The organism is Pseudoxanthomonas spadix BD-a59 (genome assembly GCF_000233915.3).
Taxonomy (GTDB): domain Bacteria; phylum Pseudomonadota; class Gammaproteobacteria; order Xanthomonadales; family Xanthomonadaceae; genus Pseudoxanthomonas_A; species Pseudoxanthomonas_A spadix.
In genome coordinates, this window is record NC_016147.2 from 2128985 (window position 1) to 2149650 (window position 20666).

Genomic DNA, 20666 nt, shown 5'->3' on the forward strand with positions numbered 1-20666 from the left:
TGTGCGCTGCGGGCTCGGTTAAAATCCTGCGCATGAGCCCTTCGATCCACACTGCCGGCGCACTGGCCGAGCGCTTCGGCTTGGTCCTGCATGGCGACGCCGACGCGGCCGTGACCGGCGCTGCGCCCCTGGCCACGGCCAGGCCCGGCCAGCTGTCCTTCCTGGGCAACCCGCGTTATGCCGATCTGCTGGCGACCACCCAGGCCTCGATCGTGATCGTGGACCCCGACCATGTCCAGGGCGTGCGTGGCACCGCCCTGGTGGCCAGGGACCCGCACGTGGCCTTTGCCAAGGTGTCCGAACTGTTCGAGTCCAGGTTCGAGCGCCCGCCTGGCATCCATCCCACCGCGGTGATCCATGCCGGTGCGCAGGTGGCCGCCAGCGCCAGCATCGGCCCGCACGTGTGCATCGGCGAAGGCAGCCGCGTGGGCGAGCGCAGCATCATCGGGCCGGGCTGCGTGATCGGCGAGCACTGCAGCGTGGGCGATGACTGCGAGCTGGTCGCGCGGGTCACTCTGGTGCTGCGCGTGCGCCTGGGCCGCAATGTCCGCATCCATCCCGGCGCGGTGCTGGGCGCGCAGGGTTTCGGCATGGCCATGGAACACGGCCGCTGGCTCAATGTGCCGCAGCTGGGCGGGGTGGTGGTCGGCGACGACTGCGAGATCGGCGCCAACACCACCATCGATCGCGGCGCGCTGGAAGACACCGTGCTGGAAGAGGATGTGCGCCTGGACAACCAGATCCAGATCGGCCACAACGTCCACGTCGGCGCGCATACGGCCATGGCCGCGCAGGTCGGCATTGCAGGCAGCGCCAGGATCGGCCGCTACTGCATGCTGGCCGGCAAGGTCGGCGTCTCCGGCCATCTGGAAATCTGCGACAAGGTCACCGTGCTGGCCATGTCGATGGTCGCCGGGCCGATCACCGCGCCCGGCACCTATGCCTCTTCCCTTCCCATCACCGATGTGCGCACCTGGCGCCGGAACGCGGCGCGTTTCCGCCAGCTGGACGCACTCGCCCGGCGCATTCCCGCCGAGAAAAAGGACTCCTGAGACTCGATGAACATGACAATCAAACTGCCCCTGGACATCCAGGCCATCCAGCACCTGCTGCCGCATCGCTATCCGTTCCTGCTGGTGGACCGGGTGACCGAGTTCGAGCCGGAAAAGCGCATCGTGGCCTACAAGAACGTGACCTTCAACGAGCCGTTCTTCAACGGGCACTTCCCGGGCCGCTCGGTGATGCCGGGGGTGCTGATCATCGAGGCCATGGCCCAGGCCGGGGGCCTGATCACCCAGCTCGGCTATGGTCCCGAAGCGGGCAGCAAGCTGTTCTACATGGTCAAGGTCGAGAACACCAAGTTCAGCCGCACCGTGGTCCCGGGCGACCGCCTGGACATGGAGGTGGTCATCAAGCGCCGGATCCGCAACATGGCGCTCTACCACGGCATCGCCCGGGTCGACGGCCAGCAGGCCGCCTGCTCGGAGATCCTGTGCGCAGAAACTTCCAGGGACTGAGCATGACGACCGGCACCCTGATCCATCCCTCCGCGGTCATCGAACCGGGCGCCAAGCTGGGCGTCGGCGTACAGGTGGGTGCCTTTGCCCTGATCGGATCCGAGGTGGAGATTGGCGATGGCACCATCATCGGCCCGCACTGCACGGTGAGCGGGCCGACCCGCATCGGCCGCGACAACCATTTCGTCGGCCATGCCGCCATCGGCGGCCCGCCGCAGGACAAGAAGTTCAACGGCGAACGCACCGAACTGGTGATCGGCGAGCGCAACGTGGTGCGCGAGTTCGTCACGCTCAACCGCGGCACGGTGACCGGCCAGGGCGTGACCCGCATCGGCGACGACAACTGGCTGCTGGCCTACACCCATATCGCCCATGACTGCCAGGTCGGCAACCACTGCGTGTTCTCCAACAACACCACCCTGGCCGGCCACGTGACCATCGGCGACTGGGTGATCATGAGCGGGTTTTCCGGCGCCCATCAGTTCTGCCGGATCGGCGCGCATGCCTTCATCGGCATGGGCGCACTGGTCGGCGGCGACGTCACCCCCTTCACCATGGTCGCGGCCGACGAACACGGCCGCCCGCGCGGCATCAACAGCGAAGGCCTCAGGCGCCGCGGCTTCGATCCCGAACGCATCGCCGCGATCAAGCGCGCCTACCGCACCCTGTACGTGGCCGGCCTGCCGCTGGCGCAAGCCCAGCAGCAGCTGGCCGAACAGGCCCGGGACAGCGAGGATGTCAAGGCGATGCTGGACTTCATCACCAGCGGCGAGCGCCGGCTACTGCGATGAACATGTCCGGGACCCGGGACCCGGGACCGGGGACCCGGGAAAAGCAGCCCCCCCCCCTGGACGCGCCCGGGTCCCGGCTCCACATCGCCCTGGTGGCCGGCGAAGCATCCGGGGATCAGCTTGGCGCCGAGCTGATCGCCCAACTGAAGCAGCGCCATCCCGATGCGCAGTTTGCCGGGATCGGCGGCGATGGCATGCGCGCGGCCGGGCTGGAGGCGTGGTTCGATGCCAGCGAGCTGGCGGTGATGGGCCTGGCCGAGGTGCTGCGCCACCTGCCCCGCCTGCTCAGGCTGCGCCAGGTGTTGCGCCAGCGGCTGCTGGACTGGCAGCCGGATGTGTTCATCGGCATCGATGCGCCCGACTTCAACCTGGCCGTGGAGGCCTGGCTCAAGCGGCGCGGCGTGCGCACCGTGCATTACGTCAGCCCGTCGGTATGGGCCTGGCGCGAGCAGCGCGCCGGCAAGATCGGCCGCAGCGCGGACCTGGTGTTGTGCCTGTTCCCGATGGAACCGGCGATCTACGCCCGCCACGGCGTCGATGCGCGCTATGTCGGCCACCCGATGGCCGATGCGCTGCCGCTGCTGCCCGACCGCGCCGCCGCGCGCGCCACCCTGGGGCTGCACCCCAACACGCCGGTGCTGGCCGTGCTGCCCGGCAGCCGGCTGGGCGAGATCCATCGGCTGGCCGCGGATTTCATCCAGGCCGCGCGCCTGGTCGCCGAGCAGGTGCCGCACCTGCAGGTGGTCATCCCCGCCGCCAACGCCGCCTGTCATGCGGCGCTGGAGCCGCTGCTGGCGGCCACGCCGTTTCCCTCGCCACGGCCGCAGCTGCTCACCGGCCGGGCGCGCGAGGCGATGGTCGCCAGCGATGTGGTGCTGCTGGCCTCGGGCACCGCGGCGCTGGAGGCGATGCTGGCCAAGCGGCCGATGGTGGTGGGCTACAGGGTCGCCCCGCTGTCGGCCTGGATCGCCCGCACGCTGGGCCTGCTCAAGGTCGAGCGCTTCGCCCTGCCCAACGTGCTGGCCGGCCAAGACCTCGCCCCGGAACTGATGCAGGAAGCCTGCACCCCGCAGGCGCTGGCGGCCGCCGTGCTGCACTGGCTGCACGCGCCCCAGGCGGTCGCAGCGCTGCAGCCGCGCTATCAGCAGCTGCACGCACTCCTGCGCCAGGACGCCTCGGCGCGCGCAGCCGAGGCCGTGGACCAACTGCTGGCCGCCGCGCCCAGGGACCTGCCATGAAGATGGCTGCGCCCGCGCTGCGGGTGGCCGGGGTGGACGAAGCCGGCCGCGGTCCGCTGGCCGGTCCCCTGACCGTGGCCGCGGTGGTGTTCGATCCGGCGCGCCCACGCATCAACGGGCTGGACGATTCCAAGCAGCTCAGCGCCGACAAGCGCGCATTGCTCTATGGCCGCATCACCGAACGCGCGCTCGCCTGGCACGTGGTGGTGGTGCCGGTGGCCGACATCGACCGGCTCAACATCTACCAGGCCACGCTGCTGGGCATGCGCCTGGCGGTGGAGGCGGTGGCGCACGTGGCCGAGGTGGCCCACATCGATGGCAACTGCGTGCCGCCTGGCCTGCCCTGCAGCGGGCATGCACTGATCGGCGGCGACGGACGCGACCGCGCGATCATGGCCGCTTCGATCCTGGCCAAGGTCGCCCGGGACCGGCTGATGCTGGGCCTGCACGCGCAGCACCCCGAGTACGACTTCGCCGCGCACAAGGGCTACTGCACGCCGACCCATCTGGCCGCACTGCGCCTGCATGGCCCCTGCATCCACCATCGCCACAGCTTCGCGCCCGTGCGCGAGGCCGCCGATGCCCGCGCCGGGCTGGGCCAGGCCACGCTGTTCTGAAACACACCGCCCGTCGCGCCGCCGTTCCACCTTGACGCAGCACGGCCTGGATGGCCTGAACAGGCCACGCGCCGGCCGACCGCGCGCCCTTCCCGAGGCCCGGTCCGGCGCTGTCAAGCCTGCCCGGCCATCCCTGCCTTGCGTACACTGGCCCCGATGTCCTCGCGCTTCATCCACCTGCACCTGCACACCGAATTCTCGCTGGCGGATTCGACCATTCGCGTGCCCGAGAAGCCGGACGAAGGCTTCCCGGCCAAGGCCAAGCGGCCCAACCTGGTCAGCGCGGCGGTGCAGCTGCAACTGCCGGCGCTGGCGGTCACCGACCGCAACAACCTGTTCGCGCTGGTGAAGTACTACAAGGCCTGCGAGGCGGTCGGGATCAAGCCGATCGCCGGCGCCGATGTGAGCATCGTCGAGGAAGACGGCACGCCGTGGTCGATCACCCTGCTGTGTCGCGACCACAGCGGTTATCTCACCCTCTCGCGGCTGCTCACGCGCGCATGGCTGGAAGGCCACCGCAGCGATGGCGTGGCGATCGACCCGGCCTGGCTGCGCGAGGACACCACCGGCCTGTTCGGGCTCATCGGCCGCAACAGCCAGGCCGGGCGGTTGGCCGGCGGCGGCCGCCACGAGCTGGCCGAACAGCACCTGGCCGGCTGGCAGCGCGCATTCGGCGAGAACCTGCACCTGGAACTGACCCGCACCGGCCGCGAGGGTGAGGACGCCTTCAACGCCTTTGCCCTGCACGCGGCCGCCGCGCGCGGCCTGCCGGTGGTGGCCAGTAACGATGTGCGCTTCCTGGAGGCCTCCGGCTTCGACGCGCACGAGGCACGGGTGTGCATCTCCTCGGGCCGTGTGCTGGACGATCCCAAGCGTCCGCGCGAGTACAGCCCCGAGCAGTTCCTCAAGTCCGCCGCGCAGATGTCGGCCCTGTTTGCCGATGTGCCCGATGCGATCGACAACACCTGGGCCCTGGCCCAGCGCTGCAATCTCGAACTGAAACTGGGCACCTATTTTCTGCCGGCCTATCCGGTGCCCGCTGATCAGACCCTGGACAGCTGGATCCGCAGCCAGGCCCGCCACGGCCTGGAGGCGCGCCTGGAGAAGAACCCGCTGGCGCCGGGCAAGACCCGCCAGGACTACCTGGACCGGCTCGAGTTCGAGCTGGACACCATCATCAAGATGGGCTTTCCCGGCTACTTCCTGATCGTGGCCGACTTCATCCAGTGGGGAAAGCAACAGGGCATCCCGATCGGCCCGGGTCGCGGTTCGGGCGCCGGTTCGCTGGTGGCCTGGGCGCTGCAGATCACCGACCTGGATCCGCTGCCGTACAACCTGCTGTTCGAGCGCTTCCTGAACCCGGAGCGGGTGTCGATGCCCGACTTCGACATCGACTTCTGCATGGACCGGCGCGATGAGGTCATCGACTACGTAGCGCGCAAGTACGGGCGCGACCGGGTCAGCCAGATCATCACCTACGGCACCATGGCGGCCAAGGCCGTGGTCCGCGATGTCGGCCGCGTGCTGGGCTTTCCGTACGGGTTCGTCGACGGCGTGGCCAAGCTGATCCCCAACGTCCTGGGCATCACGCTCAAGGACGCGCTGGGCGAAGGCAAGGACGAATCCATGCATTCGTCCGAGCTGAGCCAGCGCTACCGCGAACAGGACGATGTGCGCGACCTGATCGAGCTGGCGCGCCAGCTGGAGGACCTGACCCGCAACGCCGGCAAGCATGCCGGCGGCGTGGTGATCGCGCCCTCGCCACTGTCCGATTTCTGTCCCCTGTTTGCCGAACACGACGAAGGCACCCGGGGCAGGAACCCGGTCACCCAGTTTGACAAGGACGACGTGGAGGCGGTGGGCCTGGTGAAGTTCGACTTCCTCGGCCTGCGCACGCTGACGATCATCGACTGGGCGGTCAAGGCCATCAACGGCCGGGACTCGGGACCCGGGACCCGGGACCCGGAAAAGCCATCCGGCGGGAATCCTGCCGCGGTGCCGACGGCGAACACCTGGCGAGACGCTCGGGACTCGGGACCCGGGACCCGGGACCCGGCAGCGCCATCCGGCGGCAATCCTGCCGCCGTGCCGACGCCGAATACCTTGCGGGTAGAAACAGCGGCAGCGTTCGCGGAATGCCACGACCTTGCCATCGCTTCTCCCGGGTCCCGAGTCCCGAGTCCCGAGTCCCGGCCGCTGCTGGACATCGCCGCCATCCCGCTCGACGACCAGGCCACCTACCGCGACATCTTTGCCGCCGGCAACACCGGCGCGGTGTTCCAGTTCGAATCGGCGGGCATGCGCCGGTTGCTCAAGGATGCCCGACCCGACCGCTTCGAGGACCTGATCGCGCTGGTCTCGCTGTACCGCCCCGGCCCGATGGACCTGATCCCGGACTTCAACGCGCGCAAGCACGGCCAGCAGCAGATCATCTATCCCGATCCGCGCACCGAAACGATCCTCAAGGACACCTACGGCATCATGGTGTACCAGGAGCAGGTCATGCAGATGGCCCAGATCGTCGGCGGCTACTCGCTGGGCGGCGCTGATCTGCTGCGCCGGGCGATGGGCAAGAAGGTGCCGGCGGAAATGGCCAAACACCGCGAGATCTTCCGCACCGGCGCGGCCGCCGGCGGGGTCAGCGCGGCCAAGGCCGACGAGATCTTCGACCTGATGGAGAAGTTCGCCGGCTACGGCTTCAACAAGTCGCACGCGGCCGCCTACGCGCTGGTCAGCTACCAGACCGCCTGGCTCAAGCGCCACTACCCGGCCGAGTTCCTCGCCGCCACGCTGTCCTCGGACATGGACAACACCGACAAGGTGGTCGGCTTCCTGGGCGAGGCGCGCGTGATGGAACTGGAAATCCTGCCGCCCAAGGTGAATCACTCCGACTACATGTTCGTGGCCACCGACGCCAGGACCGTGCGCTACGGCCTGGGCGCGATCAAGGGCGTCGGCCAGGGCGCGTGCGAGGCGATCGTGGCCGAGCGCGCCCGTGGCGGGGCATTCACCGACCTGCTGGATTTCTGCAAGCGGGTCGGTTCGGCCAGACTCAACCGGCGCACGCTCGAAGCGATGGTCAATGCCGGTGCGCTGGATGAGCTGGGCCGCAACCGCGCCTCGTTGATGCTGCAGCTGCCCGAAGTGATCAAGGTGACCGAGCAGCTCGCGCGCGAACGCGCCTCGGGCCAGAGCTCGCTGTTCGGCGGCGGCGACAGCGGCCCGGCGCTGGAGGTCGAGCTGCCGGAAGTGGACGAATGGCCGCTGGCGCACAAGCTCAATGGCGAACGCGAGACGCTGGGCCATTACCTGTCCGGCCATCCGATGGATCCCTATCGCGATGACCTCAAGGCGCTGGTCGGCAATGACCTGGGCAGCCTGGAGACCATCGTCAACGCCCAGTTCAGCGGCGGCGAGAAGAAGGGCTGGCGCCCGGGCGTGACCGCGGTGCTGGCCGGCAAGGTCGTGGCGGTGCGCCAGAAGGGCGACAGCCAGAGCTTTGTCACCCTCGAAGACGGCCGCGGCCGGGTCGAATGCAGCGCCTTCTCCGATGCGATGGGCGATTTCGGCCACCTGCTCACCCGCGACCGCATCCTGGTGGTCAAGGGCGAACTGCGCGAGGACGAATTCAACGGTGGCTACGCCCTGCGCCTGCGCCAGTGCTGGGACTACGCGCAGCTGGTGCAACAGGCGCAGAAGCTGTCCATGCGCCTGGACCTGCGCGTACCCGGCGTGCTGGCGCGGATCGAGTCGCTGCTGGCCGAGCGTCGCCCCGGCAGCACCTCGCTGCGTCTGGATTTGCTGCTGCCCGAGGGTGTGGCCGGCACGCTGGAGATCAACGGCAGTCAGTCGGTGCGCGTGGATGCCGAGCTGGTCGGCACCCTGCGCGAGCTGCCCGGCGTGTGCGCGGTGAAGATGGCCATGGGCCAGCGCCCCTGGACGCATTGAAGCCGTACCGGCCGTTGCGCCGCCGCACTGCCCGCTCCCGGGGCCTGGCGCCGGCTTGGGCTAAACTGCCCGCTTTACGGCCACGCGCTTGTCGATGACTCCCAATTACCTCGATTTCGAACAACCCATCGCCGACCTGGAAGCCAAGATCCAGGAACTGCGCAACGCCAGCGCCGGCACGGCGGTCAATGTCGATACCGAAGTGCGCACCCTGCAGGACAAGCTGCGCGTGCGCACCGCCCAGATCTTCCGCGATCTCACGCCCTGGCAGGTCTCGCAGCTTTCGCGCCATCCGGCCCGTCCCCACACCGCCGATTACATCAAGGTGTTCTGCGAACAGTTCCAGGAACTGGCCGGCGACCGCGCCTTCGCCGACGACAAGGCCATCATCGGCGGCCTGGGCCGGATCAACGGCCGCGCGGTGATGATCATCGGCCACCAGAAAGGCCGCGCCACCAAGGAAAAGATCATGCGCAACTTCGGCATGCCCAAGCCGGAGGGCTACCGCAAGGCACTGCGCCTGATGAAGATGGCCGAGCGCTTCGGCCTGCCGATCCTCACCCTGATCGACACCGCCGGCGCCTGGCCGGGCATCGATGCCGAGGAACGCGGCCAGTCCGAAGCCATCGCCCGCAACCTGATCGAAATGGCCGAGCTGAAGGTGCCGATCATCTGCACCGTGATCGGCGAGGGCGGCTCCGGCGGCGCGCTGGCCATCGGCGTGGGCGACCGCACGATCATGCTCGAATACAGCACCTACTCGGTCATCACCCCCGAGGGCTGCGCCTCGATCCTGTGGAAGGACGCCGGCAAGGCCAAGGATGCGGCCGAACAGCTGGGCCTGACCGCCAGGCGCCTGCAGGGCCTGGGGCTGGTGGACAAGGTGGTGCGCGAGCCCAGCGGCGGCGCCCACCGCAATCCGCGCGCGATGGCCACCCGGCTCAAGGCCGTGCTGGTCGGCGAACTGGAATCGATGGACAACCTGCCGATCGACCTGCTGCTGCAGCGCCGCTACGAACGCCTGCGCAGCTACGGCGCCTACGAGGTGGCCTGATCGCCAGCGATGGCCCGCCACGACCATCGCTTGTCCCAAAAAAAAACGAAGCAGATCGCAGTGCGAGCGCCGGCGCCTGAGCCGGTGAACCACGCCCACTGCAGGCGGCGACTACGACGAGAAGGGGCCGCACCGGGTGCGGCCCTTCAACTTCCGCGATTGCCTGCGCGGCGTGCGACTACCTGGCGATCAGCAGTTTGCTCAGCGTGTCGGTGGTGCCGGCGATGCGTTCCAGCGACGGATACTGCAGGCCGCCGTGGTAGTCGACCTTGAAGGTCTCGTAGCGGTCCAGGCGCTTGACCAGCAGTTCGATCGGCGCCTTGTCGGTCCTGGCCGCGGTCACCGCGTCCTTGATCACATCACCGGTGAAGGCCATGCCGTTGACCGCCACCACGGTCATTTCCGGGGCGATGCCGGCCTGGAAGGCCGGGCCGTCCCACAGCACGTCGCCCACGTTGCCGTCGTTGCCCACCACCATGCCCAGCGAGTAGGTCAGATTGACGTTCTTGCCGCGGGTCTCGCCCGCCTTCACCGACGCACTGGGCTTGTCGCTGAACACCAGCTTCCAGCCGCTGGCCTCGATGCCGCCGGTCAGCCCCATCTTGCCATCCAGACGATCGCGCAGGAAGCTGGCCCAGTCGTCAGGCGCAACGCCGTTGAGCGTGGCCACCACTTCCTCGAAGTCATACGGCCTGACAACGTAGCTGCCGTTGTCCATGCCGAAGAACGCCCTGGCGAAATCGTCGATGGACTTTTTGCCCTTGCTCAGCGCCCGCAGCCTGGCGTCGGCTTCCAGCCAGATCATCTGGCCGCCGGCGTAGTAATCCTCGCTCAGCTGGTAGTTGCGATACGCCTGCGGCTGGCGACGGTTGATGGTCGGGTCGTTGGTGGTGTCCTGCAGCGCGCGCCATTCCAGGCCCGGACGGCCCCTGGCGTAGGTGGCTGCGACATTGGCCAGCGAATCCATCGCCTGCTCCCTGGACCACAGGCCCGAGCGCGCGGCCAGCACGTAGCCGAAGAACTGGGTCTGACCCTCGTACACCCACAGCAGGCTGTCGCCCATGGGCACGTTGAAGTTGGGCGTGGCCAGGTCGGCGCCGCGACGGAACTTGCCGTTCCAGGAGTGGTTGAACTCATGCGGCAGCAAGTCGCGGCCGGCCCAGGTCTCGTCCCACTTGCTGAAGTAATCCGGGCTGCCGCTGTTCTCGCTGGAGCGGTGGTGCTCCAGGCCGATACCGCCCAGCTGGCTGGTCAGGGCCAGCAGGAAATCGTAGTGGTCGTAGTGATGGGCGCCGTAGAGCTTATAGGCCTGCTCGACCAGCGCCCTGTGCCTGGCGACCTGCTCGGGCTTGGCCTCCAGCGACTTGGGCGTGTCGGCAAACACGTTGAGCTTGACCGGCGTATCGCCCACGCTCAGGTCGAACTGCCTGTAGTGCCGGCCGGCGAACAGCGGCGAATCCTGCAGCATGTCCCAGCCCAGGGTCTTGAACTGCACTGTATCGCCGGCCCTGGAGGCGGTCTCGGCGGCAGTGGCGTACGACCAGCCGGCCGGCAACTTGACGCTGGCCTGGACCGGGATCTGACGCGCGAAGTAGCCGGCCGGATACAGCGTGGTCAGGTTCCACTGCAGGTTGAGCATGCTGGGCGTCATCACCACCCGGCCCTGGCCCGGCGCCAGCGGCGAGAGGTATTCGAACGCGACCTGCAGCTCGCTCGCCCCATCCGGCACCTGCACCTTGAACGCGTACACATCGTACTGATCGCGCTTCCACTCCAGCTTGCTGCCATTGGCGGTGAAGGTCAGGCCGGCGACCTTGTTGATCTGGCCGCTCGGGCTGTGATTGCCGGGAATCCACTGTGGGTACAACAGGGTCAGCTCGCCAGGCTTGACCGGCAGGGTCTGGCGCACCTTGAAGATGCGGCGATTCAGGTCGGTGGCGTCCACCTCCACGCGCAGCGTGCCCGGATACGGGATGTCCTGCGGGGCAGGCGTGGACGACTGCTGGGCGTGGACAGTCCCGGCCAGCGCGCACAATACGGCCAGTGCGACGGGCGGGAAGACGATCTTCATGGCGACTCCGGACGGATTCGAGAGGGAGAGGTAGCGCACCTGTCGATCCTATCGCCTGACATGGCACTGGCGTTCCTGCCATTGGTCATGGTCCGCGCCCGCGCACCGTGCGCCCCAATGCACAAGGCCACCGCTGCGGGTGGCCTTGTGCGCGGGCAAATCCTGGTAGCAGCCTCACTGCATCATGTTTGCGTTCATGTTGTGCATCACCCACAGCGACCCCACGATCACGATGCCGATCACCAGCACGGTGAACACGAATACCAGCACGTTCCAGCGCTGTGTGGCCGAGCGGTCCATGTGCAGGAAATACACCAGGTGCACCACGATCTGCACCGCGGCCAGGACCGCCGCGACCACCGCGGTGACGCCCGCCGGGAAGAAGCCGGTCATGGCCAGCGCGAACGGGATCACCGTCAGCAGCACCGCCCAGAAGAACCCGACCAGGTAGGACTTCACGCTGCCATGGCTGGCACCGGCGTCGTGCAGCGCGCCGTGCGCGTGATCATCGGAGGGGTGGACAGGACCGCTCATCACAGGACTCCCAGCAGATAGACAACGGTGAACACGCCGATCCAGATGATGTCCAGGAAGTGCCAGAACAGGCTCAGGCACGACAGGCGCGTCATCATCTTCGGCGTCAGGCCACGCATCAGCACCTGGATGACCAGCACGATCATCCACAGGATGCCAGCGGTGACGTGCAGGCCGTGGGTGGCCACCAGGGTGAAGAAGGCGGACAGGAACGCGCTGCGGCCCGGGCCGGCGCCCTCGGCGATCAGGTGGTTGAACTCGTACAGCTCCATGCCCAGGAAGCCGGCACCCAGCAGGAAGGTCACCAACAACCAGCCCAGCAGCGTGGCCTTGCTGCCCTTATGCGCCCCGATCATGGCCAGGCCAAAGGTCAGGCTGGAGCAAAGCAGCAGGAACGTCTCGCCCAGCACGAACTTCAGGTCGAACAGTTCCTTGCCGGTCGGTCCATCCACGGTGGAACCGGACAACACCGCATAGGCAGCGAACAGCCCCGAGAACAGCAGGCAGTCGCTCATCAGATAGATCCAGAACCCGAACACCGTGGTGCCGCCGGCATCGTGGTGCCCGTGATCCTGATCATGGTCATGCCCGTCGGGGCGCGCGTGGTTGATCGTGGTCGTGGCGGACATGGTCAGACAGCCTCCTGCGGCTTGGCGGCACGCAGCCGATCGAGCTGGTCGTAGCGCGCGTTCTCGATGCGAGCGACCTCGGCGGCCGGCACGTAGTAATCGGTGTCTTCATCGAAGGTGCGCACGATGTAGCTGCCGATCATGCCGACCAGGCCAACAATGGCCATCCACCAGATGTGCCAGACCATCCCAAAGCCCAGCAACACCCCGAAGGCTCCCATGAACACACCGATGGACGTATTGCGCGGCATGTGGATGTCTTCGTAGTGGGTCGGACGCTGGTAGGCGGTCCCTGCCTGCTTGTCGGCCCAGTGTTGATCACGCCCGGTGACCTTGGGCAGGTGCGCGAAATTGTAGAACGGTGCCGGCGAAGAGCTCGCCCACTCCAGTGTGCGGCCATCCCATGGATCCCCGGTGAGATCCCGGTTGTCGTTGCGCTTCCAGATGCTCCAGCCGATCTGGATGATGTTCAGCGCGATGCCGCAAGCGATGATCACCGCGCCACAGGCGGCCACGTAAAGCCACGGCACCCATTCGGGATTGTTGTAGGTGTTCAGGCGACGGGTCATGCCCAGGAAGCCCAGCACGTACAGCGGCATGAAGGCGATGAAGAACCCCACGATCCAGCACCAGAACGAGGCCTTGCCCAGCTTGTCCACCAGCTTGAAGCCGAAGGCCTTGGGCCACCAGTAGGTCAGGCCGCACAGGCAGCCGAACACCACCCCGCCGATGATCACGTTATGGAAGTGCGCGATCAGGAACAGGCTGTTGTGCAGCACGAAGGACACCGCCGGGATCGCCATCATCACGCCGGTCATGCCGCCGATGGTGAAGGTGACGATGAAGCCCACCGTCCAGTACATCATCGAGGTCATCTCGATGCGGCCGCGGAACATGGTGAACAGCCAGTTGAAGATCTTCACCCCGGTGGGCACCGCGATGATCATCGTGGTGATGCCGAAGAACGCGTTGACATTGGCGCCCGAACCCATCGTGAAGAAGTGGTGCAGCCACACGATGAAGGACAGCACGCCGATGGCGCTGGTCGCCCACACCATGGAGGTGTAGCCGAACAGCGGCTTGCGCGAGAACGTGGAGACCACCTCGGAGAACACGCCAAAGCACGGCAGGATCAGGATGTAGACTTCCGGGTGACCCCAGATCCAGATCATGTTGATGTACATCATGGCGTTGCCGCCGCCGTCGTTGGTGAAGAAGTGCGTGCCCAGGTAACGGTCCGCGGTCAGCAGCGCCAGGCTGATGGTCAGGAACGGGAAGGCGGCGATCATCAGGATGTTGGTGATCAGCGCGGTCCAGGTGAAGATCGGCATGCGCATCAGGGTCATGCCCGGAGCGCGCATCTTGAAGATGGTCGCCACGAAATTGACGCCGGTGAGCGTGGTGCCCAGGCCGGAGATCTGCAGGGCCCAGATGTAGTAGTCGACGCCGACCCCCGGACTGTACTGGAGCTCGGACAGCGGCGGGAACGCCAGCCAGCCGGTCTGGGCGAATTCGCCGACGAACAGCGACAGCATCATCAGCACCACCCCGGCCACGAACAGCCAGAAGCTGAGCGAGTTCAGGAATGGAAACGCCACATCGCGTGCGCCGATCTGCAGCGGCACGATCAGGTTCATCAGGCCGGTGATGAACGGCATGGCCATGAAGAAGATCATGATCACGCCGTGCGCGGTGAAGATCTGGTCGTAGTGATGCGGCGGCAGGAAACCCTCGTTGCCGCCATGTCCCATCGCCAGCTGCATGCGCATCATGATCGCGTCGGCGAAGCCGCGCAGCAGCATCACCAACGCCACGAAGATGTACATCACGCCGATCTTCTTGTGGTCCACCGTGGTCAGCCACTCACGCCACAGCCAGCCCCACTTCTTGTAGTAGGTCATCAACGCCACGACGAGGACACCGGCCAAGCCGACACCTGCGGCGGTCGCGATCAGGATGGGCTCGTGGTACGGAATCGACTCGAGCGTCAGCTTGCCCAGCAACATTAGTGCTTCTCCTGCAAAGTCTGCGTGCCACCCGCCGGCGCCGGGGCGTCGTCGTGGTGCGTGTCCCCCATGCCGGGCATGGAATCCATCGAATGGGTGTCGTGTGCGTCCGAATCGCCGTTGTCGGCCGCCCCGGAAGCGGCATCCGGGGTGGCGTAATCGCCGGCGTGTGCGTTGGCCTGCGCGGCCGCTTCGGTGCCCGGCTCGGCCGGGTTGTCCATGCCTGGCATCCCGTGCTCACCGGTGCCGTGCGAACCCATCATGTACTTGGCGATGATGGTGTCGAACAGCTCGGGCTGTACCGAAGCGTAGTAGGTCGGAGGCACGTCTTCGCTGGGCTTGGCCAGTTCTGCGTAGGCCGCCGCATCCAGGGCACGGCCCGAGGCCCTGACCTTGGCGATCCAGGCGTCGAAGCCAGCCTGGTCGGTGGCCAGGGCCTTGAAATGCATGCCCGAAAAGCCGTGCCCGCTGTAGTGCGAGGACAGGCCACGGAAGCTGCCCTGCTCGTTGGCGATCAGATGGAGCTTGGTCTCCATGCCGGCCATCGAGTAGATCATCGTGCCCAACTGCGGAATGAAGAACGAGTTCATCACCGAATCGGAGGTGATGCGGAAGTTCAGCGGCGTTTGCTCCGGGAACGCCATCTCGTTGACCACCGCGATGTTCTGCTCGGGATAGATGAACAGCCACTTCCAGTCCAGCGATACCGCCTCGATGGTGACCGGTGCGACCTCCGAATCGAGCGGGCGGTATGGATCCAGTGCGTGCGAGGAGCGCCACACCAGCACACCCAACACCGTGATGATCACGCAGGGGATGGCCCACACGACGATCTCGATCGGCGTGGAATGGTGCCACTCCGGCTCGTAGCGGTGCTGCCTGGTGGCGCGGTAGCGGTAGGCGAATACCAGGGTCATCACGATGACCGGGACCACCACCAACAGCATCAGTACCGTGCAGGTCACCAGCAGGTTGCGCTCGTCGATGCCGATCTGACCCTTGGGGTTGAGAATGGCGGACTGGCATCCGCCGAGAAACACACTGGCCAGCAAAATCCATGGACGCGCTCGTCCAGGAAGCTTCAGCAGGGACATGGTCAATCCAGTTGCGAGAAGAAATCGACTCCTAGCGGACGGCCGTGCCTCTGGTCGCCCGTAACACTGTCGCGCGTGGCGGTCGCCTTCAGGCAGGCCGTGTCGCAGGCGGGCAAGTGCTAGAACCGCTCCATTTTATGCTGTCCCGCAGCATCTGGGGAATCCCCTGGCAGATCTCCTTCCTCGGCCTTGCCGCAATCTCGCCCGGGCAGGCGCTGGATGCACAGCCTTCCCATCCCCGGACAAGCGGAACTGGCCACCGCCCGCGCGCAACTCCCAAACAGCGCGCGGGCTGACCCCTGCCCAGCCAGCATGCGGGCAGCGGCGTTGCTGCCGACCACCCGGGGCCACGTGATCGGCCCGGGCCACCGCGATCATCGGTGCGAGCAGCGGCGCGGGGGGATCGCCCGCGCCGCCATGCCACCATCAGTCCAGGAGTTCGCTACACGCCTGGCGATTCCGTCAAGGGGTAAGCACGACCTTGCGGCAGGCGTCCTTCTTCTCATCGAAGATCCTGTAGCCCTGCGCAGCATCGGCCAGCTTCATGCGATGGGAGATGATGATCTCAGGGTCCAGGGTCCCTTCCTCGATGTAGCGCAACAGTTCAGGCAGGTACTTGTGCACATGGGTCTGTCCCATGGCAAAGGTCAAGCCCTTGTCGAAGGCATCGCCAATCAGGAACCCATGGATGAATCCTGCATAGACGCCAGGGACGCTGACAACGCCGCCGCGCCGCGTTGCCGTGATGCATTGGCGGAGCACTTCGCCAGAGCTGGTTTCGAGCTTGAGCGTACTCAACACGGTTTCTGTCGTGCTGCCCTTGGCTTCGAACCCCACCGCATCGATGGAAGCAGACACGCCCCGCCCGTTGGTCTTCTCCAGGATGCGTTCGGAGGGATCGCCGTCACTGAGGTTCACCGGAATGACGCCATAGGCGGTCACGCCGAAGTCGAGGCGGTACTGTTCCGAATCGACCATGAAGATTTGCTCTGCGCCCAGCATGCGCGCGCACGCGGCCGCCATCAGGCCAACCGGCCCGGCACCGAAGATCGCCACACTGGAGCCAGCCTGGATCTTGGCGTTGAGCACGGCCTGATAGCCGGTGGGGAGGATGTCAGACATGAACAGCACCTTCTCATCGGCCAGGCTGCCCGGCACCGCAAACGGGCCCACGTTCGCCTTTGGCACCCGCACAAACTCGGCCTGGCCTCCGGGCACGCCCCCGTAGAGATGCGAGTAGCCAAACAAGGCCGCGGGCGGGGTCATGCTCGCGCGTTTGCGCAGACTCGCGCCCTGGTCGGGGTTGGTCGTCTCGCACGCTGCAAACAGGTCGTTTTCGCAGAAAAAACACTGGCCGCACGCGATGACGAAGGGGATCACGACCCGATCGCCCACCTTGAGCTCGGTGACTGCCGGCCCTGCTTCCTCCACGATGCCCATGAACTCGTGCCCGAAGATGTCCCCGTGCCTGGTTTCGGGAATCTTCCCGTGGAACAGATGAAGGTCTGACCCGCAGATGGCGGTCGCGGTGACCCGCAGCACGATGTCGTCGGACTCGATCAGCGTGGGATCGGGGACTGTCTCAACCCGAACGTCCCTGGAACCGTGATAGGTCAATGCCTGCATTGCTTTCTCCGTGGATGGATGTCTGAAACCACTGGGCCTGGCCATCGCGCGAATCCGGCATCGGCCAAGCCCGCCATGCCGCGCTCAATCCCGTTGCCCACTTGGATCCGAGTAATCGTGCTCTGGATCCACGTGCGATTCCTTTGGATCGTCGGGCATGTCGTGGTGCTTGCGCAGCGCCTTCTCATCGTTGAGCCAGGTCTCGGCGGTATGTCCCTTGGCCTGGTCGCTGTGCTCATTGGTGGCGAATTCTTCCTTCCCATTCCCCTGGTCCCGGACCGCCGGTACGAAGGGCGAGATCGGATCGCTGGCCGGAAAGGTTTCTTCCAGCGCCTCGTCATGCTGCGCGTCCTGATTCGGTTTTTCTGAAGCGCCCTGCGCACCGGACCTGGGCAAGGCGGACTTCCGGGGGTGATTGCTCATGGTGGCTTCCCTCATAACGGCGGGCCGTGGCGGCCCGCCTGTGGTTGTCATTGGGCCAGGGTCCGCGCAGTGGACTTGACCGCACCCTTGACCTTCTCGGCACCGACCCGCGCAAGACCTGCAGCCGATGCCTTCCAGTCCTGGTATTGCTGGTCGAACTGAGCCAGTTCCTCGGCGCTGAACAACGCCCGGGCCAGCTTGAAAACCGTGCCTTCTTCTTCGGTGGCGTGGTGATCGAGTTGCTCGCCAAATACCTTCGCCGCGCCGGCAAACTCCGGGCTTGCCGTGTCCGATGCCTTCACTTCCGGCATCACCACCGATTCGATGGCGTGGTGCTCCAGATAGGCTTCGGCGATGGCTTTCTTGCCATCCCGATCCGCGCGCTCGCCGATCGCCGGATAGAACACCTCTTCTTCCCAGTTGGCGTGCGGCAGCAGCCCCGCCTCCACCTTGCGAAGCAGCTCGGCGCGCGTCTTGACCGCGCGGTCGGTCGTGGCATTGATCTGCTCGAACAGGGCGCGCAGTTCGTCGTGCTCGCTGCGCAGGGTCTTGAGGATGTCGCGTTTGGGGGTTGCCGTTGCCATCTCCGATCTCCGACAGGGTGGGATGCCTACCCTCCCCCATGGCCCGTTACCGCCGCGACGCGCTTGCCGGCGATGCGCATCAAGCCGACTTAACGAAAGCGGGGAGGCGCAATACCGCATGCAGCGACCAAACGAGATCCAGGCCAAAAATGACCCGCTGGCTTCCGGCGCCACCCGCAAACGGCGCGGTCCTGATCGGGGCGTATCAGATGGCAGATCAGGGCTCGGCTGCCGGATTCTTGGTCGCCCCCGCCCCGGGCCCAGCGCCCAGATCGGCACCGGTCAGCGGGTCGCCTTCCGGATTGGAGGCCGTGCGAGCGGCGAAGGCCTGCAACGCGGCCTTCTGCGTTTTCGAAAGCTCCACGCTTGCGCTGCCGTCCCCACCATCGACCGCCGACTGGGCGTCGCGATCGTCCACGACTTCCCATTGCGCGCCCTGATTCCAGGGGCCGCTGGCATTGCCGGCGCCCTGGGAAATATCGAAGTACAGGTCGGTGTATGCGGGATCGCCGGGCAGTTTCCCTGGCGGGAAGTTTGGCGTGATGGCGTACAGGGCCTTTTCGAAGGACTTCTGGTGCGCGATTTCGCGCGTCATCAGGAACGTGAGCGCATCCTTGATTCCCGGATCGTCGGTCACGTTGATCAGGCGTTCGTAGACCATCTTGGCGCGTGCTTCTGCGGCAATGTTCGATCTCAGGTCTGCAGTCGGCTCACCGATGGTATCGATGTAGGCCGCCGTCCACGGCACGCCCGATGAGTTCACCAGAGCCGTGCCACTGCCGTACAGAATGGCTTCTGTCTGACTGGTGCTGTTGCCGGTGAGAAGCCGCATTCCAGCGGCCTCGATCATGCCTTCGGCCAGCTCGCCCTTGGTGCCCTTGTTGAGCAGGGTAATGATCGAGCCGATGATCTCAAGGTGGCTGAGCTCCTCGGTGGAGATGTCGTAAAGCATGTCCTTGCGGCCAGGATCATCTTCTGCCAGGGCCTGGGTGAAGTACCTCATGGCCGCGGCCAGCTCGCCCTGCGGCCCGCCGAACTGCTCCAAAAGCAGAACCGCCAGTTGAGGATTGGGTTCAGCTACATGGACGGTGTACTGGAGGCGTTTGTTGTGCATGTACATGGCAGGCTCCTATGGTGTGTGATCCCCCTCGGGCCCAGACCATAGGACGGCCTCAGTAAATCGACATGAGACCTGCCAAAAATCGCCTTCACCGACGCATAGCACGTGGCGGCAACAGGCACCCCGTTCGCTGACCACCAGATCGCGGCTGCTGCGTGCCTGATTTTCAGAAGGGCATACAGACGAAAGGGTCGGACGGAAACCGGCCAACCCTTGATCTGATGGAGCGTTTTTATCGGCTTGAACCTGGTGCCGGAAACAGGAGTCGAACCTGCGACCTACGCATTACGAATGCGCCGCTCTACCAACTGAGCTATTCCGGCGAGGAGCGCGATTCTAGGGACCGGGCCTGGCCTGGTCAATTGACCAGCTGCAGGCGCAGTTCCTTGGGCAGGGCGAAGACCATGCTTTCCGGTTCGCCGGCCAGCTCGCTGACCCCGCCGGCGCCCAGCTCGCGCAGGCGCTGGATCACCCCGTCGATCAGCACGTCCGGGGCCGAGGCGCCGGCGGTGACGCCGACCTTGCGCTTGCCGTCGATCCAGGCCGGGTCGATCTCCTGCGCACCGTCGATCAGGTAGGCCTCCACACCATCGCGCTCGGCCAGCTCGCGCAGGCGGTTGGAATTGGAGCTGTTGGGCGAGCCGACCACCAGCACCAGGTCGCATTGGCGCGCCAGGTCGCGCACGGCGTCCTGGCGGTTCTGGGTGGCGTAGCAGATATCGTCGTTTTTCGGTCCCTGCATGGCGGGGAATCTGGCCCGCAGCGCGGCGATGATGCCGACCGTGTCGTCCACCGACAGCGTGGTCTGGGTGGTATAGGCAAAATTGTCCGGCTGCTCGATCTGAAGCGTGGCCACCCCGGCGATGTCCTCGACCAGGTAGATGCGCCCGGTGCCGCATTCGCGGTCCCACTGGCCCATCGTGCCCTCCACTTCCGGGTGGCCGGCGTGGCCGATCAGGACCACATCGCGCCCGGCCCGGCAGTGGCGGGCCACTTCCAGGTGGACCTTGGTCACCAGCGGACAGGTGGCATCGAAGACCTTCAGGCCGCGGCGCTCGGCCTCCTGGCGCACCGCCTGGGACACGCCATGGGCGCTGAAGATGACCGTGCTGTTGTCGGGCACCTCGTCCAGTTCCTCGACGAAGACCGCGCCGCGGGCCTTGAGGTCATCGACCACGAAACGGTTGTGCACGACCTCGTGGCGCACGTAGATCGGCGCGCCCAGCGCCTCGATCGCGCGCTTGACGATCTCGATCGCACGGTCGACACCGGCGCAGAAGCCACGGGGATTGGCGAGCAGGACATCCATGGACGCAGTTTAGAGCGAGGGACGCGGGAAGGGGAGTGAGAAACGAAGGACAGCCCTGCAAGCAACGCCACAGGCCGTGAATCTGACCCGCCACGACTCACGCCC

At 66.2% G+C, this 20666-nt stretch carries 17 protein-coding genes and 1 tRNA gene; 7 read left to right on the plus strand and 11 right to left on the minus strand.

The window, feature by feature from the left end; all coding sequences use genetic code 11:
* Positions 1 to 32: 32 nt before the first annotated feature.
* The 7 genes from lpxD to DSC_RS09620 all read left to right on the plus strand — a co-directional run bounded on the left by lpxD (position 33) and on the right by DSC_RS09620 (position 9165).
* The gene (gene lpxD / locus DSC_RS09590) at positions 33 to 1052 is read left to right on the plus strand and encodes a UDP-3-O-(3-hydroxymyristoyl)glucosamine N-acyltransferase (protein ID WP_014160969.1); all 1020 of its coding nucleotides are present in this window, start codon (positions 33 to 35) and stop codon (positions 1050 to 1052) included.
* Positions 1053 to 1058: 6 nt separating this feature from the next.
* On the plus strand, positions 1059 to 1517 hold the full coding sequence (gene fabZ, locus DSC_RS09595) for a 3-hydroxyacyl-ACP dehydratase FabZ (RefSeq protein WP_014160970.1): 459 nt from the start codon (positions 1059 to 1061) through the stop codon (positions 1515 to 1517).
* Positions 1518 to 1519: 2 nt separating this feature from the next.
* Positions 1520 to 2308: an acyl-ACP--UDP-N-acetylglucosamine O-acyltransferase gene (lpxA, locus tag DSC_RS09600; protein WP_014160971.1), complete on the plus strand. Its 789-nt coding sequence runs from the start codon at positions 1520 to 1522 to the stop codon at positions 2306 to 2308.
* A gap of 2 nt (positions 2309 to 2310) precedes the next feature.
* Complete coding sequence (gene lpxB, locus DSC_RS09605; RefSeq protein ID WP_425476591.1) at positions 2311 to 3546, plus strand: lipid-A-disaccharide synthase; 1236 nt, start codon at positions 2311 to 2313, stop codon at positions 3544 to 3546.
* A complete protein-coding gene (locus tag DSC_RS09610; RefSeq protein ID WP_014160973.1) occupies positions 3543 to 4163 on the plus strand; it encodes a ribonuclease HII in 621 nt (206 codons plus the stop codon). Before lpxB ends, DSC_RS09610 begins: the two co-directional genes overlap by 4 nt.
* A gap of 156 nt (positions 4164 to 4319) precedes the next feature.
* Positions 4320 to 8111: a DNA polymerase III subunit alpha gene (locus DSC_RS17255; protein ID WP_014160974.1), complete on the plus strand. Its 3792-nt coding sequence runs from the start codon at positions 4320 to 4322 to the stop codon at positions 8109 to 8111.
* A gap of 94 nt (positions 8112 to 8205) precedes the next feature.
* Positions 8206 to 9165 carry an acetyl-CoA carboxylase carboxyltransferase subunit alpha gene (locus DSC_RS09620; protein WP_014160975.1) on the plus strand — a complete coding sequence of 320 codons (960 nt, stop codon included), beginning with the start codon at positions 8206 to 8208 and terminating at the stop codon, positions 9163 to 9165.
* A 178-nt stretch (positions 9166 to 9343) separates the two neighbouring features.
* Here the strand turns inward: DSC_RS09620 and DSC_RS09625 are convergent, their stop codons facing one another.
* The 11 genes from DSC_RS09625 to ispH form a co-directional block, all read right to left on the minus strand.
* The gene (locus DSC_RS09625) at positions 9344 to 11236 is read right to left on the minus strand and encodes a M61 family metallopeptidase (protein WP_014160976.1); all 1893 of its coding nucleotides are present in this window, start codon (positions 11234 to 11236) and stop codon (positions 9344 to 9346) included.
* A gap of 174 nt (positions 11237 to 11410) precedes the next feature.
* Positions 11411 to 11770 (minus strand): cytochrome o ubiquinol oxidase subunit IV, encoded by a 360-nt coding sequence (gene cyoD / locus DSC_RS09630; RefSeq protein WP_014160977.1) that lies wholly within the window; start codon positions 11768 to 11770, stop codon positions 11411 to 11413.
* Positions 11770 to 12405, minus strand: coding sequence for a cytochrome o ubiquinol oxidase subunit III (cyoC, locus tag DSC_RS09635; protein WP_193384100.1), 636 nt, complete (start codon positions 12403 to 12405; stop codon positions 11770 to 11772). The genes cyoD and cyoC overlap by 1 nt, the downstream gene beginning before the upstream one ends.
* Positions 12402 to 14402, minus strand: coding sequence for a cytochrome o ubiquinol oxidase subunit I (gene cyoB, locus DSC_RS09640; RefSeq protein WP_014160979.1), 2001 nt, complete (start codon positions 14400 to 14402; stop codon positions 12402 to 12404). Before cyoB ends, cyoC begins: the two co-directional genes overlap by 4 nt.
* 2 nt (positions 14403 to 14404) lie before the next feature.
* The gene (cyoA, locus tag DSC_RS09645; RefSeq protein WP_052299786.1) at positions 14405 to 15499 is read right to left on the minus strand and encodes a ubiquinol oxidase subunit II; all 1095 of its coding nucleotides are present in this window, start codon (positions 15497 to 15499) and stop codon (positions 14405 to 14407) included.
* A gap of 462 nt (positions 15500 to 15961) precedes the next feature.
* A complete protein-coding gene (locus tag DSC_RS09650; protein WP_014160981.1) occupies positions 15962 to 17125 on the minus strand; it encodes a zinc-dependent alcohol dehydrogenase in 1164 nt (387 codons plus the stop codon).
* Positions 17126 to 17209: 84 nt separating this feature from the next.
* Complete coding sequence (locus DSC_RS09655) at positions 17210 to 17548, minus strand: hypothetical protein (RefSeq protein ID WP_014160982.1); 339 nt, start codon at positions 17546 to 17548, stop codon at positions 17210 to 17212.
* Between the two features lie 47 nt (positions 17549 to 17595).
* Complete coding sequence (locus tag DSC_RS09660) at positions 17596 to 18132, minus strand: hemerythrin domain-containing protein (RefSeq protein WP_014160983.1); 537 nt, start codon at positions 18130 to 18132, stop codon at positions 17596 to 17598.
* A 217-nt stretch (positions 18133 to 18349) separates the two neighbouring features.
* Complete coding sequence (locus tag DSC_RS09665) at positions 18350 to 19252, minus strand: manganese catalase family protein (protein WP_014160984.1); 903 nt, start codon at positions 19250 to 19252, stop codon at positions 18350 to 18352.
* Between the two features lie 247 nt (positions 19253 to 19499).
* Positions 19500 to 19575, minus strand: a tRNA-Thr gene (locus DSC_RS09670).
* 35 nt (positions 19576 to 19610) lie between these two features.
* Entirely contained in the window at positions 19611 to 20561 is a 951-nt protein-coding gene (ispH, locus tag DSC_RS09675; RefSeq protein ID WP_014160985.1) for a 4-hydroxy-3-methylbut-2-enyl diphosphate reductase, read from the minus strand.
* Positions 20562 to 20666: the final 105 nt, after the last annotated feature.

Excerpts from the sequence above, each read along its gene's own strand:
- lpxD (WP_014160969.1), top strand. The coding sequence starts at position 33 with ATGAGCCCTTCGATCCACACTGCCGGCGCACTGGCCGAGCGCTTCGGC.
- fabZ (WP_014160970.1), top strand. The coding sequence starts at position 1,059 with ATGAACATGACAATCAAACTGCCCCTGGACATCCAGGCCATCCAGCAC.
- lpxA (WP_014160971.1), top strand. The coding sequence starts at position 1,520 with ATGACGACCGGCACCCTGATCCATCCCTCCGCGGTCATCGAACCGGGC.
- lpxB (WP_425476591.1), top strand. The coding sequence starts at position 2,311 with ATGTCCGGGACCCGGGACCCGGGACCGGGGACCCGGGAAAAGCAGCCC.
- DSC_RS09610 (WP_014160973.1), top strand. The coding sequence starts at position 3,543 with ATGAAGATGGCTGCGCCCGCGCTGCGGGTGGCCGGGGTGGACGAAGCC.
- DSC_RS17255 (WP_014160974.1), top strand. The coding sequence starts at position 4,320 with ATGTCCTCGCGCTTCATCCACCTGCACCTGCACACCGAATTCTCGCTG.
- DSC_RS09620 (WP_014160975.1), top strand. The coding sequence starts at position 8,206 with ATGACTCCCAATTACCTCGATTTCGAACAACCCATCGCCGACCTGGAA.
- DSC_RS09625 (WP_014160976.1), bottom strand. The coding sequence starts at position 11,236 with ATGAAGATCGTCTTCCCGCCCGTCGCACTGGCCGTATTGTGCGCGCTG.
- cyoD (WP_014160977.1), bottom strand. The coding sequence starts at position 11,770 with ATGAGCGGTCCTGTCCACCCCTCCGATGATCACGCGCACGGCGCGCTG.
- cyoA (WP_052299786.1), bottom strand. The coding sequence starts at position 15,499 with ATGTCCCTGCTGAAGCTTCCTGGACGAGCGCGTCCATGGATTTTGCTG.
- DSC_RS09650 (WP_014160981.1), bottom strand. The coding sequence starts at position 17,125 with ATGCAGGCATTGACCTATCACGGTTCCAGGGACGTTCGGGTTGAGACA.
- DSC_RS09655 (WP_014160982.1), bottom strand. The coding sequence starts at position 17,548 with ATGAGCAATCACCCCCGGAAGTCCGCCTTGCCCAGGTCCGGTGCGCAG.
- DSC_RS09660 (WP_014160983.1), bottom strand. The coding sequence starts at position 18,132 with ATGGCAACGGCAACCCCCAAACGCGACATCCTCAAGACCCTGCGCAGC.
- DSC_RS09665 (WP_014160984.1), bottom strand. The coding sequence starts at position 19,252 with ATGTACATGCACAACAAACGCCTCCAGTACACCGTCCATGTAGCTGAA.
- ispH (WP_014160985.1), bottom strand. The coding sequence starts at position 20,561 with ATGGATGTCCTGCTCGCCAATCCCCGTGGCTTCTGCGCCGGTGTCGAC.